At 71.0% G+C, this 12,999-nt stretch carries 13 protein-coding genes and 2 pseudogenes; 5 read left to right on the forward strand and 10 right to left on the reverse strand.

Annotated elements, in window-relative coordinates; translation table 11 throughout:
- Window positions 1–3: 3 nt before the first annotated feature.
- The 3 genes from G3I78_RS20415 to G3I78_RS20425 all read left to right on the forward strand — a co-directional run bounded on the left by G3I78_RS20415 (window position 4) and on the right by G3I78_RS20425 (window position 3,323).
- Window positions 4–1,662, forward strand: a complete 1,659-nt coding sequence (locus G3I78_RS20415; RefSeq protein WP_164426589.1) for a hypothetical protein — start codon at window positions 4–6, stop codon at window positions 1,660–1,662.
- A gap of 58 nt (window positions 1,663–1,720) precedes the next feature.
- Window positions 1,721–2,011, forward strand: a complete 291-nt coding sequence (locus tag G3I78_RS20420) for a hypothetical protein (protein ID WP_164426591.1) — start codon at window positions 1,721–1,723, stop codon at window positions 2,009–2,011.
- A gap of 85 nt (window positions 2,012–2,096) precedes the next feature.
- The gene (locus G3I78_RS20425) at window positions 2,097–3,323 is read left to right on the forward strand and encodes a TerD family protein (protein ID WP_203615280.1); all 1,227 of its coding nucleotides are present in this window, start codon (window positions 2,097–2,099) and stop codon (window positions 3,321–3,323) included.
- A gap of 185 nt (window positions 3,324–3,508) precedes the next feature.
- Here G3I78_RS20425 and G3I78_RS20430 read toward each other — a convergent pair whose 3' ends face one another.
- Window positions 3,509–4,075 (reverse strand): TetR/AcrR family transcriptional regulator, encoded by a 567-nt coding sequence (locus G3I78_RS20430; protein ID WP_164426595.1) that lies wholly within the window; start codon window positions 4,073–4,075, stop codon window positions 3,509–3,511.
- Window positions 4,076–4,168: 93 nt separating this feature from the next.
- Window positions 4,169–4,339, reverse strand: a complete 171-nt coding sequence (locus G3I78_RS53210) for a hypothetical protein (RefSeq protein ID WP_343243816.1) — start codon at window positions 4,337–4,339, stop codon at window positions 4,169–4,171.
- Between G3I78_RS53210 and G3I78_RS20435 the strand changes: the two are divergent.
- Window positions 4,332–5,478 (forward strand): annotated as a pseudogene (locus G3I78_RS20435) (MFS transporter). The gene G3I78_RS53210 and the pseudogene G3I78_RS20435 sit on opposite strands and share 8 nt — an antisense overlap.
- Window positions 5,479–5,713: 235 nt before the next feature.
- Window positions 5,714–6,211 carry a cupin domain-containing protein gene (locus tag G3I78_RS20440; RefSeq protein WP_164426597.1) on the forward strand — a complete coding sequence of 166 codons (498 nt, stop codon included), beginning with the start codon at window positions 5,714–5,716 and terminating at the stop codon, window positions 6,209–6,211.
- A 23-nt stretch (window positions 6,212–6,234) separates the two neighbouring features.
- Here the strand turns inward: G3I78_RS20440 and G3I78_RS20445 are convergent, their stop codons facing one another.
- From G3I78_RS20445 to G3I78_RS20480, 8 genes and pseudogenes are all read right to left on the reverse strand, one after another.
- Window positions 6,235–7,149, reverse strand: a complete 915-nt coding sequence (locus tag G3I78_RS20445) for a carbohydrate ABC transporter permease (protein ID WP_164426599.1) — start codon at window positions 7,147–7,149, stop codon at window positions 6,235–6,237.
- Window positions 7,139–8,143: a sugar ABC transporter permease gene (locus G3I78_RS20450; protein WP_164426601.1), complete on the reverse strand. Its 1,005-nt coding sequence runs from the start codon at window positions 8,141–8,143 to the stop codon at window positions 7,139–7,141. Before G3I78_RS20450 ends, G3I78_RS20445 begins: the two co-directional genes overlap by 11 nt.
- Window position 8,144: 1 nt before the next feature.
- Entirely contained in the window at window positions 8,145–9,431 is a 1,287-nt protein-coding gene (locus G3I78_RS20455) for an extracellular solute-binding protein (protein WP_164426603.1), read from the reverse strand.
- A 195-nt stretch (window positions 9,432–9,626) separates the two neighbouring features.
- Complete coding sequence (locus G3I78_RS20460) at window positions 9,627–10,667, reverse strand: LacI family DNA-binding transcriptional regulator (protein WP_164426605.1); 1,041 nt, start codon at window positions 10,665–10,667, stop codon at window positions 9,627–9,629.
- A gap of 21 nt (window positions 10,668–10,688) precedes the next feature.
- A complete protein-coding gene (locus G3I78_RS20465) occupies window positions 10,689–10,982 on the reverse strand; it encodes a hypothetical protein (protein ID WP_164426607.1) in 294 nt (97 codons plus the stop codon).
- Window positions 10,895–11,146 (reverse strand): annotated as a pseudogene (locus tag G3I78_RS52055) (hypothetical protein); the annotation flags it as partial. The pseudogene G3I78_RS52055 and the gene G3I78_RS20465, both read right to left, overlap by 88 nt.
- A 91-nt stretch (window positions 11,147–11,237) precedes the next feature.
- Window positions 11,238–12,272, reverse strand: a complete 1,035-nt coding sequence (locus G3I78_RS20475) for a 1-aminocyclopropane-1-carboxylate deaminase (protein ID WP_164426609.1) — start codon at window positions 12,270–12,272, stop codon at window positions 11,238–11,240.
- Between the two features lie 15 nt (window positions 12,273–12,287).
- Window positions 12,288–12,935, reverse strand: a complete 648-nt coding sequence (locus tag G3I78_RS20480) for a GntR family transcriptional regulator (RefSeq protein ID WP_164426611.1) — start codon at window positions 12,933–12,935, stop codon at window positions 12,288–12,290.
- Window positions 12,936–12,999: the final 64 nt, after the last annotated feature.

Here is a 12,999-nt window from a genome sequence, read left to right on the forward strand (position 1 = left end):
GGTGTGGCGTTCCAGAAGGAGGCCTCCGGTGAGGAGGCCACGTCGGCGGGGGTCTCGGGGAAGCACCCCCGCCTGCCGGAGGTGGCCGGGGACGCGACCACCCGGCAGTTGTGCCTGGCCGTCCATCTGAACCGGGAGTTCTGCGACCGGGTCTGCGCCGACGCCCTGCCGAGCGGGCTGAAGGCCGGGTGCCCGTCGTCCGGGGTGGACATGGTCGCCGTATGGCGGCACGCCTGTCTCGCCCGCGACCGCCGGCGGAGCGCGGCACATTCCCTGGACGCGGTGCGGGGCTGGCTGTGGTCCTCAGCGGCAGTGCTGGTGTGGGGGGTCGCGGCTGCGCTGTGGCTCTCGCCGGCGTGGCTCTGGTCGTGCGCCGTGGCCGTGACGGTCGCCGCCGCCGCGCTGGCCCACGGGTACCGCGTCGTCCACGCTCTCGTGCGGGACACCGTCGGGACGGCGGAACGACTGCGCCGGACGGACGTGGCGCCACGCGCGAGCGTGCCGGAGCGGGACGCGGCGGAGGAGGCCCGCGTCGAGCGGATCCAGCGGGCCGATCTGATCGTCTTCTCCGCGCGTTCCGCCACCCCGTTCATCGGCAGCGGCATCCCCGTGGAGCACGTGGTGATGCAGCCGGTCGACATCAGCCGGGGCGCCTCGGAGGACGTCGAGCCGCTGCCCTTCGAGGCGCACCAGGTCCATGACCGCCTGGTGAAGGAGCTGCCGTCCCGGGGTCTGGACGAGGCGGCGGCGACGGTCCGGCAGCGGCTGTTCATACGGGGCGACGTCATCGCCCGGACGACGGACAGCCCCTGGGAGGACCGCGAGAAGCCCCCGCCGACCGAGGTGTCCCGCGAGTGGCTGACGGCGGGGGTCGACCGGCCGAGCGGGACGGCACGCACGTACGTCTGTCTGGAGCGGCTGTTCAACGGGGGCCGCCTGGTGGTGTCGATGTACGTCCGCGTCACCCGGCAGGGCGACATGCTCTCCCTCGACATCGCCACGTTCGTCCTGCCCGGTCTGGACACCCTGCGGCTGCGGCTGGACCACCCGTTCGGGGAGCACTTCGACAACCATCTCGATCCGCTCCCCGGCCGCACCACGGCCCCCGCCTGTCGCGAGATCGCCTGGGAACTCCTCACGCGCTACCTCACCCGCAGCTCCTGGGACCGGCCGCCGCAGCCCTCCGGCTCCGACGCGGACACCCGTGAAGAGGACGCGCGGAAGCCGGAGCCGGACCGGACCGTGACCGGCGGGGACACGGAGGCGGACAAGTGGCAGACCGAGGAGATCCAGCGCAGCGCGGCCCTCGGTGAGCGGATCTACGACTTCGGCGCCGAGACCAGCCTGCGGGAGTACGCCGCGCGCTCGTATCTCACGGACTACTTCGAAGCGCTGGACACCCGGGACTGTCTCCAGCGGATGCAGCGGAGCGTGATCGACTGCCTGGACGCGTTCCTCACCGAGCGCCGGATCGACACGTCCGAGTTCCGCACCCGCCGTGACCAGATCATCAACAAGACCACCTACGAGATCGGCCACGTCGAGGGGACGGGACACCACATCGGTCCGCAGGGAAAGGTGAGCAATGACCAGTCAGGACGACCCCAGCACAACCGGCCCACGGGCCCCGGAGCCGAACAGCCACCCGCGTCCACCGGCTGACCGGCCCATCCCCACCGTCACCTACGACATAGGCACGCTGACCGGAACCGGTCACCACGTGGGACCGAACGGCACCGTCGACAACCACGGCCCGTCCGCCGAACAGCTCCGGCTGCTCCTCCAGGCGGTGCTTGCGGAGCTTCCGCGGTCCGACACGGCGGAAGAGGAGGGAGCGGCGGGAGCGGCCCGGTCCGAGGCGGCAGCGGAACTGGACCAGGAGCTGACCTCCCCCACGATGCGGCCCCGCCGGGCCCTCGACCTGCTGGACCGGATCACCGCGTCGGTGGGCGGTGCGGCCGCCGCCGGAGCCGCGGCGGCGCAGCTGGCCGCAACGCTCCAGGCCATGTGACGACGGTCCGGCGGACGGCACACCCGTTCGGGCCCGGGTAAGGGAACGGCAAAGTGGTGTCGTTCGTTCACGGGGCATGACAGCTATGACCCCCGGCTCGAACATCCCCCTTTCCGCCGCGCGCGTGGCGGTGGACGTCGCCGCGCCCGTGCGGCTCGACGTATCGGGCCTGCTGCTCACCGGCGACGGCAAGGTGCGCTCCGACGACGACTTCATCTTCTACAACCAGCCGTCCGGGCCGGGGGTGACGTACCGCTCGGGCGGTGGTGCGGCCCCCGACGCGATCATCGTCGACACGGCGGCCGTGCCGCCCGGCATCGAGAAGATCGTCGTCACCGCCAGCCCGGACGCGGCCGGCCAGACCTTCCAGGGCATCGAGCCCACGGCCACGGTCCGCAACGCGGACGACAACAGCGTGCTGGCCACGTTCACGCCGCCGCAGCTGGGTGCCGAGACGGCACTGGTGGTCGTGGAGATCTATCTGCGCAACGGCGCCTGGAAGGCCCGGGCGGTGGGTCAGGGATACTCCAACGGGCTCGCGGGGATCGCGACGGACTTCGGTGTGACGGTGGAGGAGCCGGCTCCGGCGCCCGCCGCCGCGCCGGTGGCGCCGCCGGTGGCGCCGCCCGCGCAGACCCCGATGGCTCCGCCGCCCCCGGCCATGGACCCGCGGCTCGCCGCGCCGCCCGCGCCCGCCGCGCCCCCGGCTCCGGCCGCCCCCGCCCCGGGCGCGGGGAAGATCAACCTCGACAAGGGGCGGGTCAGCCTCCAGAAGAACCAGACCGTGTCCCTGGTCAAGGGCGGGCGCCCGCTGCTCTCCCAGGTCAAGATGGGGCTGGGCTGGGAGCCGGCGTACCGGGGCAAGGACATCGACCTCGACGCGTCCGTCATCGCCTACGGCCCGCAGCGCAACCACATCGACAGCTGCTACTTCGGCAAGCTGTCCATCGTCGGCGGCGCGATCAAGCACTCCGGCGACAACCTCACGGGCGAGGGCGGCGGTGACGACGAGGTGATCGTCGTCGACCTCGGCCGGCTCCCGCAGGAGGTCACCGGTCTCGTCTTCACGGTGAACTCCTTCTCCGGCCAGAAGTTCACCGAGGTCGCCAAGGCGTACTGCCGTCTCATCGACGCCGCGAGCGGCGAGGAACTGGTCCGCTTCGACCTCACGAACGCGGAGGCCCAGACCGGCGTGATGATGGCGAAACTGATCAAGCAGTTCTCCGGCGAGTGGGAGATGACCGCGATCGGCGACTTCGTGAAGTCCCGCACGGTGAGGGGGATGGTGAAGCCGGCGGCGCAGGCGCTGTAGGGGAAACGGGGGGTGGTTGTTCGGCTGCGGGCGCGTCGGGGCTGGTCGCGCAGTTCCCCGCGCCCCTGAGTGGGTGCAGTCACTGCTCGCCCGGCTGCACCCGGCTTCTTGGGGGCGCAGGGCTCTGACATCAGCAGCTCCGCCGCGGGGCGCGGCCGGCCCCCACCCACCCGCACCCGAAACGCTTACGCCCGCAACCCCTCCGTGAGCAACGTCAGATACCGCCGGATCGACGCCCCGCCCCCGTCGGCCAACTCCGCCGCCCCCGCCACCCCGTGGGCCAGCCGAAGCAGCTCCACCGGCTCGACATCCCCCCGCAGCACGCCTTCCCCCTGCGCGGCGGACACCAACCGCTCCGCCGCCCCCCGCACATGCGTCCCGCACGCCGTGAGCACGGTGTTCCCTCCGTCCGTGACGGCGGAGCCCAGCAGCGCCTTCATGCCGCGCACCTGGATCGTCCCGACGCACAGCTCGTACAGCCACTCCGCGAGCGCCTCCCCCGGCGGCAGCTCCCGCGCGAGTTCGTCGGCGCGCCGGGCGAACCCCTCGACGCGGTCCACGTAGGCCGCCTCCAGCAGCGCCTGCCGGGTGGGGAAGTGGCGGTAGAGCGTCCCGGACCCCACCCCCGCCCGCTTGGCGATGTCGTCCAGGGACGCGCCCTCCCCATGCTCGGCGAAGGCCTCCGCCGCCACCTTCAGCAACCGCTCGTAGTTGCGCCGAGCGTCCGCGCGCATGGGCCTGACCTGCGTCATCCAGATACTCCTTGCGAACCGGAGACTCTCTCCGTATGTTATCGAAGACTAAACGGAGACAGCCCCCGCTTACTGCTCGGGCAGCCCTCGCGGTCAGTCCGCGCTGCCCAGGACACCCGCACACCGCTCACCGCCGGGGACGCGAGAACGGGAGAACTCCATGTCCACCCCGTCCATGTCCACCCCGCCCACGACCACCGCCTCACCCTCCGCCCCACCGGACGGCTCCACCAGCCCCGCCACCACGCTCCTCGTCATCGTCACCGCCTACCTGATGGTCGGCGTCGACTCCACGGTCGTCAACGTAGCGCTCCCGGACATCCAGCAGGACCTCGGCTTCACCCCGACCGGCCTGTCCTGGGTCCTCAACTCCTCCCGAAGGCCCTCGCCGCCACCACGCGTTGAGCGTCTACACCTCCATGGCCGGCATCGGCGCCTACGTCGGACTGGTCCTCGGCGGCCTGCTCACCGACTGGGCGTCCTGGCGCTGGGCCCTGCTCATCAACGTCCCGATCGGCCTCGCGGTGGCCACCGTCCTCCCCCGCCTCGCCGCCGAAACCCCGCGCCACGCGGGCCGGTTCGACCTGGCGGGCGCGCTCACCGGGACCGCCGGGACGGCCTCGCTGGTGTACGCGTTCATCCGGGTGTCGGAGGCGGGCTGGAGCGACACCCGGACCCTGTTCGGCTTCAGTACGGCCGCCGCGCTGCTCGTCGGGTTCCTGCTGATCGAGTCCCGGGCCGCCCAACCCGTCCTGCCGCTACGGCTGTTCGCCGACCGTGACCGGGCCGGAGCCTACGCGGGGGTCCTGCTGCTGCCCGCCGGGATGTTCGGCGCGTTCTACTTCCTCACGCTGATCAGCCAACGGGTCCTGGACTACAGCCCGTTCCGCGCGGGGCTCGCCTTCCTGCCGATGACCCTGGCCATGTTCACCACCGTGCGCATCGTGCCGCGGCTGCTGCAACGCCTGGGCACCAAGCCGGTGTTGCTCTCCGGCACGGTCCTGGTCGCGGGCGCGGCCGGCTGGCTCTGGCGGCTCGACGCCGACGCCGGCTACGCCTCCGGGCTGCTCGGTCCGCTGCTCCTGCTCGGCGTCGGGATCGGCCTCAGCCTGATGCCGCTCAACGCGACGATCCTCGCCCGCGTCCAGCCGCGCGAGGCCGGTGCCGCCTCCGGGCTGCTCCAGACCCTCCAGTGGCTGGGCGGCACCCTCGGACTGTCCGTCCTGGTCACGGTCTACGGCACGGCGGCCCGGCAGGCCACCGGGTCACCGTCGGAGATCCTGGTCGAGGGCTCGGCCCGCGCGTTCGGGGTGGGCGCCCTCATCGCCGTGGCCGCGCTGCTGGTGTGCGGGACGGTGATCAGGGGCCAGCGCCCGAAACGCCCTGCCCGGCAACCCGCTTAGCAGGACGGTGACGAGGGGCCAGCACCCGAACCCCCCGCCCCGGCGTCCCGCCCAGCGGCACGCTGACCAGAAACCAGCACCCCAAACCCCCCACCCCGGCGTCCCGCCCAGCGGTCACCGGCCTACGTCCCGAGTCCTCCGCCCCGGCCCCGACCAGGACCGTCCCCAGGCCCGATGCCACCCGCCCGCCCGGCGCGTCACGATTCCGGTGATCCCTTCCAGAAGGAGCGCACCGATGTCGTACCCGGAAGACCTCGCCTACCCGGCACCCCGCTACCTCGCCGAGAAGGGCGAGGTGAACGCGGTCCACCGCCCGGCCGGCACGCCCCCGGACCTCACCGGCTCCACCACCACCCACTACCTCGCCACCCATGACTCCACCGGCGGTGAATTCGGCCTGTACAAGGTGGACATGGAGGCGCGGGCGGGCGGCGCCCGGACCCACTTCCACCGGGCCATGTCCGAGTCCTTCTACGTCCTCTCCGGCCAACTCGACTTCTACGACGGCGACTCGTGGGTGAAGGCCGGCGAGGGCGACTTCCTGTATGTGCCGGTCGGCGGGCTGCACGCCTTCAGGAACACGGCCGACGATCCGCTGTCGATGCTGATGCTCTTCTCGCCGGGCGCCCCGCGCGAGGAGTACTTCGAGCGGGTCGTCGAGATGACGCGGCGCGGCGGGGAGGAGCTGACCCGGTTCCGGGTCCGGCACGACAGCTACTTCGTGGAGGAGTGAACTCCCTTGGCCGGAGGGCGGGTTCACATCTTGGTCGCCCCCGCCGCCAGGTCCCGCAGGAAGTGCCGGGCGCCGATCAGGAAGACGACGATCAGCGGGATGACACTCATCAGCGCACCGGCCATCACCACCGCGTAGTCGGTGTTGTAGGCGATGTTGAGGTTGGCGAGCGCCACCTGGAGAGTCACCTTGTCGGGGTTGACCATGACGACCAGCGGCCAGATGTAGTCGTTCCAGAGGCTGATGAAGGTGAAGATGCCGAGGAAGGCGAGCGCGGGCCGGAACAGCGGCAGCGCGACCTGGGCGTAGAGCCGGAAGAAGCCCGCGCCGTCGATGCGGCCGGCGTCGAGGAGTTCGTCCGGCAGCGAGTTCTGGGCGTACTGGCGCATCCAGAAGATGCCGAAGGCGTTGGCCGCCCCGGGGATGATCAGCGCCTTCAGCGAACCGGCCCAGCCGAACTCGGCCATAGTCACGAACTGCGGCACCAGCGCCAGTTGCGAGGGGATCATGTACGTCGCCATCAGGACGCCGAAGAGGATCTTCTTGCCCGGGAACTCGTACTTGGCGAAGGCGAAGGCGGCCAGGGAGTCGAAGAACAGCACGAGCAGGGTGCCGACGGTGGCCACCACGACCGTGTTGAACAGGGAGGTGAAGAAATCGATGCGGTCGATCACCTCCCCCATGTTGTGCAGGAGTTGGGAGCCCGGCACCAGCTTCGGCGGGTAGGCCAGGATGTCCTGGGTGGTGACGGAGGCCATCACCACCAGCCAGTAGAAGGGGAAGAGGGAGACCAACGCGCCCAGCAGCAGGGCGATCCGCACCAGGACGCGGGTGCGCCTGCTGCCCGCGCCGATCGCGAGGCCCGCGTTGGACGTCGAGTGCTGTGAACTCGTCGACTGCGAAGTCGTCTGCTGCGAAGTCGTCTGCTCAACGGCCATTGTTCCGGCCTCCCTTGCGCAGCAGCGGGATGCCGCGGCGCTCGTCGCGGTCGCCCCCGGACACCAGCCGCCAGTTGATGATGGCGAAGACGGCGATCAGGGCGAACAGGATCCAGCCCATCGCGGCGCCGTAGCCGAACTGGAGGTCGTTGAAGGACTTCTGCCACAGATAGAGCACGATCGTCATGCCTTCCTGGCCGGGCCCGCCCGTGGTGCCCGGGTCGTCCGAGTAGAAGAGCACCTGCGACTCGGTGAAGATCTGGAGGCCGCCGATGGTGGAGGTGATGACGGCGAACAGGATCACCGGCCGCAGCTGCGGAACGACCACCCGGAACAGGAGTTGGCGGCTGTTCGCCCCGTCGACCCGGGCGGCCTCGAAGAGTTCGTTGGGGATGGCCTGGAGTCCGGCGAGGAAGATCAGGGCGTTGTAGCCGACCCAACGCCAGATGACCATGAGGGAGATCGCCGACTTGATCCCCAGCGACGAGGTCAGCCAGTCGACACCGTCCAACCCGACTGCTTTGAACAGGGAGTTGGCGAGTCCCGCCTGGGCGAAGACCGACCCGAACACGATGGTCATGGCGACCATCGAGGTGACGTTCGGGATGAAGTAGGCCACCCGCCAGGCGGCCGAGTACCGCACCTGCGAGTGCAGCAGGAACGCCAGCACCAGTGCCAGGAACAGCATCGGCACCGTCGACATGAACCAGATCTCGAAGGTGTTGAGGATCGAGTGCCAGAACACCGAGTCGTGCAGCAGCCAGTAGTACTGCCGGAGCCCGACGAACTTCATGTCCCCGATGCCGTCCCAGTCCTGGAAGGACAGATAGAACGAGAAGAACACCGGGAAGGCGCCGAAGACGGCGAAGAGGATGTAGTACGGCGAGATCGCGAGGTACGGCGGAAGGTGCCGCCGCCACCGGCTCCGCGGTGCCTGCGCCGGAGGTGTCTCCTGGGCGCTGTCGGGCGCCGGGGCCTGGGCCAGGGTCGCCATGTCAGCTCACCCCCCGCTGCGAGAGCGCCCGCTCGGCCGCGTTCATGGCGTCCCGCCAGGCCCTGTCGGGGTTCTTGCCGAGCGTCTCCACGTTCGTCAGCTCCTGGTAGACCGGGGTGTTCGCGGTGTTCTCGTAGGCGCTCATGAAGAGGACCGGGGCCTTCTCGGCCGCCGGGCCGAAGACGTCCACGGGGATCTGGCCGCCGAAGAACGGGTCGGGCTTGCGCATCGCCGGCTGGGAGTAGGTGGCCGGGGTGGTGGGGAACAGGGACATCTCCTGGTAGCTCTTCAGCTGGTTCGCGGGCCCGAGCATCCACTTCAGGAAGGCGAACGCCCCTTCCGGGTCCCGGCAGTAGCGGGTGATGCCGACGTAGGAGCCGCCGTAGTTCGCCGGGCCGCCCGGCATCGTGGTGAGCCGCCACTTCCCCGCGGTCTTGGGCGCGGTGTCCTTGAGGCCGCCGATGTACCAGACCGCGTTGTTGATGGTGGCGATACGGCCGCCGCCGAGGGCCGAGTTGAAGTCGGGCGTGCTGTCCAGGGTCCGGGCGCTCAGCCCCTGCCGGTAGGTCTCGACGGCGAGGTCCCAGGCGCGCTTCACATGCTCCTGGTCGCCGATGAAGCGGTTGTCGGCGTCCACGAACTGCTTGGGGCTCTGGTACAGGGCCATCCGGAAGACGTAGGCGATCTGCGAGACCAGATACGGGTGGTCCGGTGCCTTCGCCTTGAGGGTCTTGCCGAGCTGGAGGTACTTCTCCCAGGTCGGGGCGGCCTCGGCGACCTCCTCCGGCTCGGTGGGCAGACCGGCCTGCTCGAAGAGGTCCCTGCGGTAGTAGAGCGCGGTGGGGCCGGCGTCCAGCGGGAAGCCGATCATCCGGCCTGTCGGGCTGAAACAGCTCTTCCACTTCCAGGGGAGGTACTCGCCCTCGACCGCCTCGGCTCCGAGGTCCCGCAGGTCCAGGAACTCGTTCTCGTCCGGGAAGTAGTCCCCGATCGGGGTGTTGACGCAGGCCAGGTCCGGTACGTAGGCGCGGGCCGCCATGACGGTGCGCAGCTTGCCCCGGTAGTCGCCCGCGATCGGGGCGCCCTTGACCTTCAGCCCGCTCACGCCCGGTACTCCGCGTGCGGAGGTGGCGAGGAGCTTGTCGCTCAGTGAGCCGTTCCAGTACCAGATCGTCAGGTGGTCTGTGCCCGCGGAGATGGAGCCGCTGTCGCTCCCGCACCCCGACAGGCCCAGCAGTGCGGCGCCCGCCCCGCCGAGAGAGGCGCCGAGCAGGCGCCTCCGGGACATCCTTCGGTGTGGCATGGGCGTGCACTCGCTTTCCGGGACAGGGGAGGACAACGATGTCGGGACTCCCGTGAACGTTCACGTGAACGTTGCCGATGAGTATTGAGGTGGCCGAAAACAAGAGTCAAGAGACCTGCAAGCGCTATCTACTGACGTGCCCTCAGAAAGCCGGTCGCCCGAGCGCCACCGCGCGGGCGGTCAGGCCGAGTCGCGTACGACCAGTTCGGGCGCGAGCCACGCGTCCGCGCCGGTCAGCGGCTCCTCACCGGCCCGCAGCCGCGCGACCTGCTCGACGGCCAGCCGTCCCAGCCGGTGCTTGTCGAGGTGCAGGGTGGTGAGGGCGGGCTCCACCAGCTCGCCCAGCGCGAGCCCGTCGAAGCCCATGACGGCCAGGTCCTCGGGCACCCGCCGGCCCCGGCGCCGGGCGGCCCGCATGGCGCCGACCGCGATGAGGTCGTTGAAGCCGAACACCGCGGTCATCTCGGGCCGGGCGTCCAGCAGCCGCTCCATGGCGGCCTCGCCGCCCGCCACCCCGTGGCCCGCGGACAGCTCGATCCAGCTCTCGTCGACCGGCAGTGCGTGCCGCCTGACCTCGGCGAGGAAGGCCGCCCGGCGCGGTCCGGGGGTGAGCCGGTCGCCGTCCAGCATGCCGATCCGCCGGTGGCCCGCCCGGACCAGATGGGCCATGCCCTGCTCGATCCCCGCGGCGGCGTCGATGCCGACGGCCGCGAACCGGGTCTGCTGCGGTCCGCGCTCCAGCAGGACCAGCGGTACGCCCCCGAGGTGCCGGGCGAGGACGTCGTCGTCGTTCTTGAAGTAGCCCACGACCGCGTCCGCCTGGTGGGACAGCACGTCCAGCGCCTCCCGCTCACGGGCGTCGTCGGTGCGGGTGTCGCACACCACCACCTGCCAGCCGCGCTGCTCGGCGGCCTCCAGCACCCCGGCGGCCACCTCGGGGAAGAACGGATTGCGCAGATCCGGGATGACCAGCCCCGCGGTCACCGTTCCCTTGCGCACCATCCCCCGCGCGAACCTGCTCGGCCGGTAGTCCAGCATCCGCGCCGCTTCGAGGACCCGCGCCTTGGTCTCCGGGTCGATCTCCCCCTTGTCGTTGACGGCCCGCGAGACCGTCTGCCGGGACACCCCCGCGAGCTTGGCGACGTCGTGGATCGTGGCCCGGCGGCGAGGAGCCTCCGACGCGTGGATCACCGGTTCCCGCTGCTGTTCGTCGGCCCGCATGCTGTGCACTGTATCCAGCCATCACGTGAACACGCTCCCCGATATCCCTTCGGAGACCCGGCCCGGCGGCCCGGCCTCACCGGCTCCCGATGATCCGGGCGATCTCCGCGGCGCGGGCCCTGCGTCGCCGTCGCCCGCCGACGAGGTCGACATGATCATGTGGATGGGGGCGTCGATCCCGCGGTACCGGTTGAGAACGCGGGAACGCAGCGCGTCGAGTTCGAGGTTCAGGGCGAGGATGTCCTCCCCGCTGAGCAGCACCTGGCACGCGGTGCCCCGGTCCCGTACGGCCTCCGCCGCCTGGTCCGCCCACATCGCGCGGCACAGTGCTTGAGCATGGCGTGCAGGACGTCGACACGGCGGCGGGTGAGGCAGATGAGCGCGACGTTGTGGCGCTTCTTCTCCGCGCGCTTCCTGGCGTAGTAGGCCCGCGATTCGGGGCTGCTCAGCGAGGCGAACGAGGCCAGGAACAGGGCCCGGGGCGCAGGCCCAGCGGACGCCCGCGGCCTCCCCGCGTCACCGGGATCGCGACGCCGTCGTGCTGGACGGTGAAGCTCCGCACCCCTTCGCTCACCCCTCCTGGAACAGCGCGCTGTACCCGTTCAGCGCCGGCTGTCCGCCGAGGTGGGCGTACAGGACCGTGGAGTCCGCGCCGATCTCCCCGCGTTCGACCAGGTCGATCATCCCGGCCATGGACTTGCCCTCGTAGACCGGGTCCGTGACCATGCCCTCGGTGCGGGCGGCGAGGCGCATCGCGGCGAGGGTGGTGTCGTCGGGGATGCCGTAGATGCCCGCGTGGTAGCGCTCGTCCAGCTCCACGTCCTCCAGGGTCAACTCCTTCTGTACGCCGATGAGTTGACCGGTGTTGTGGGCGATCCGCGCGATCTGCTCCCGGGTGGCGACGGGCTTGGCCGAGGCGTCGATGCCGAGGACGCGACGGGGGCGGCCGCCGGCCTCCTCCAGGGCGCGGAAGCCCGCGACCATGCCGGCCTGGGTGGAGCCGGTCACCGAGCAGACCACGACCGTGTCGAAGAAGACGCCCGACTCCCGCTCCTGCTCGGCGACTTCGTACGCCCACCCGGCGAAGCCGAGCCCGCCGAGCGGATGGTCGGAGGCGCCGGCGGGGATGGCGTACGGCTTCCCGCCCGACTCCTCGACGTCCCGGAGCGCCTGCTCCCAGCTCTCCTTGAACCCGATCCCGAACCCGGCCTTCACCAGCCGTACGTCCGCCCCGGCGAGCCGGCTGATCAGGATGTTGCCGACCTTGTCGTAGACGGCGTCCGGCCAGTCCACCCAACTCTCCTGCACCAGCACGCACTTGAGCCCGGCCCGTGCGGCGACGGCGGCCACCTGGCGGGTGTGGTTGGACTGCACGCCGCCGATGGAGACGAGGGTGTCGCAGCCCTGGGCGAGCGCGTCGGCGACCAGGTACTCCAGCTTGCGGGTCTTGTTGCCGCCGTACGCGATCCCGGAGTTGCAGTCCTCGCGCTTGGCCCACAGGGCGGCGCCGCCGAGGTGGGCGGTGAGGCGGTCCAGGGGGTGGACGGGGGACGGTCCGAAGAGGAGGGGGTAACGGTCGTAGGAAGAAAGGGACTTCGCTGCCATGGATCCTCCCGGGGATCAGTCGTTGTCGGCGAGCTGGGCCAGCTCGCGCCAGATCTCCGCCGTGACCCGGACCGCCTCGTCCACGTCACCGGCCGCGCAGGCCCCGATGAGCCGGTCGTGCAGGCCCGCCGAGCGGCAGTTGCCGCCCTCGCCGAAGCGCCGGCGCTCCAGGCGGCGGATGAGCGGGGTGTAGCGGGCGGCGGTGGCGGCCGCCGCGCGGTTGCCGCTGACCCGGACGAGGACGTCGTGCAACTCGTCGTCGGCGTGCAGGGCCTGGTCCACGTCACCGGCGGCGACGGCGGCCGCGAACCGTTCGTTGGCGGCGCGCATGGTCTCCAGGTCGGCGGCGAACAGGCGCGGTACGGCAACCTGGGTCACGAGTTCGTGCATGGCCCCGACCACGGCGGCCGCGTCCCGCACCTCGGCGGCGACCACCTGGGTCACCCGGGTGTAGCTCTGCGGCTTGCTCTCCAGCAGCCCCTCGTCGACCAGCCGCGAGAAGGCCTCCCGCACCGGCGCCCGCGACAGCCCCAGCCGCTCGGCGAGCTCGGCGTCCCGCACCACGGCCCCAGGCGCGATCTCACCGGCCACGATGGCGTCCCTGATGGATGCGTAGGCGCGGTCCCTGAGCAGGGTGCGGCCGAGCGGTCGTATGGCCTCCATGAACTGAAATGTTAGATGTCAATTGCCTCGACACACAAGGGCGCGGGCATGGGTGTGGCCCGCA

The sequence above is a fragment of the Streptomyces sp. SID13726 genome (assembly GCF_010548375.1).
Taxonomy (GTDB): domain Bacteria; phylum Actinomycetota; class Actinomycetes; order Streptomycetales; family Streptomycetaceae; genus Streptomyces.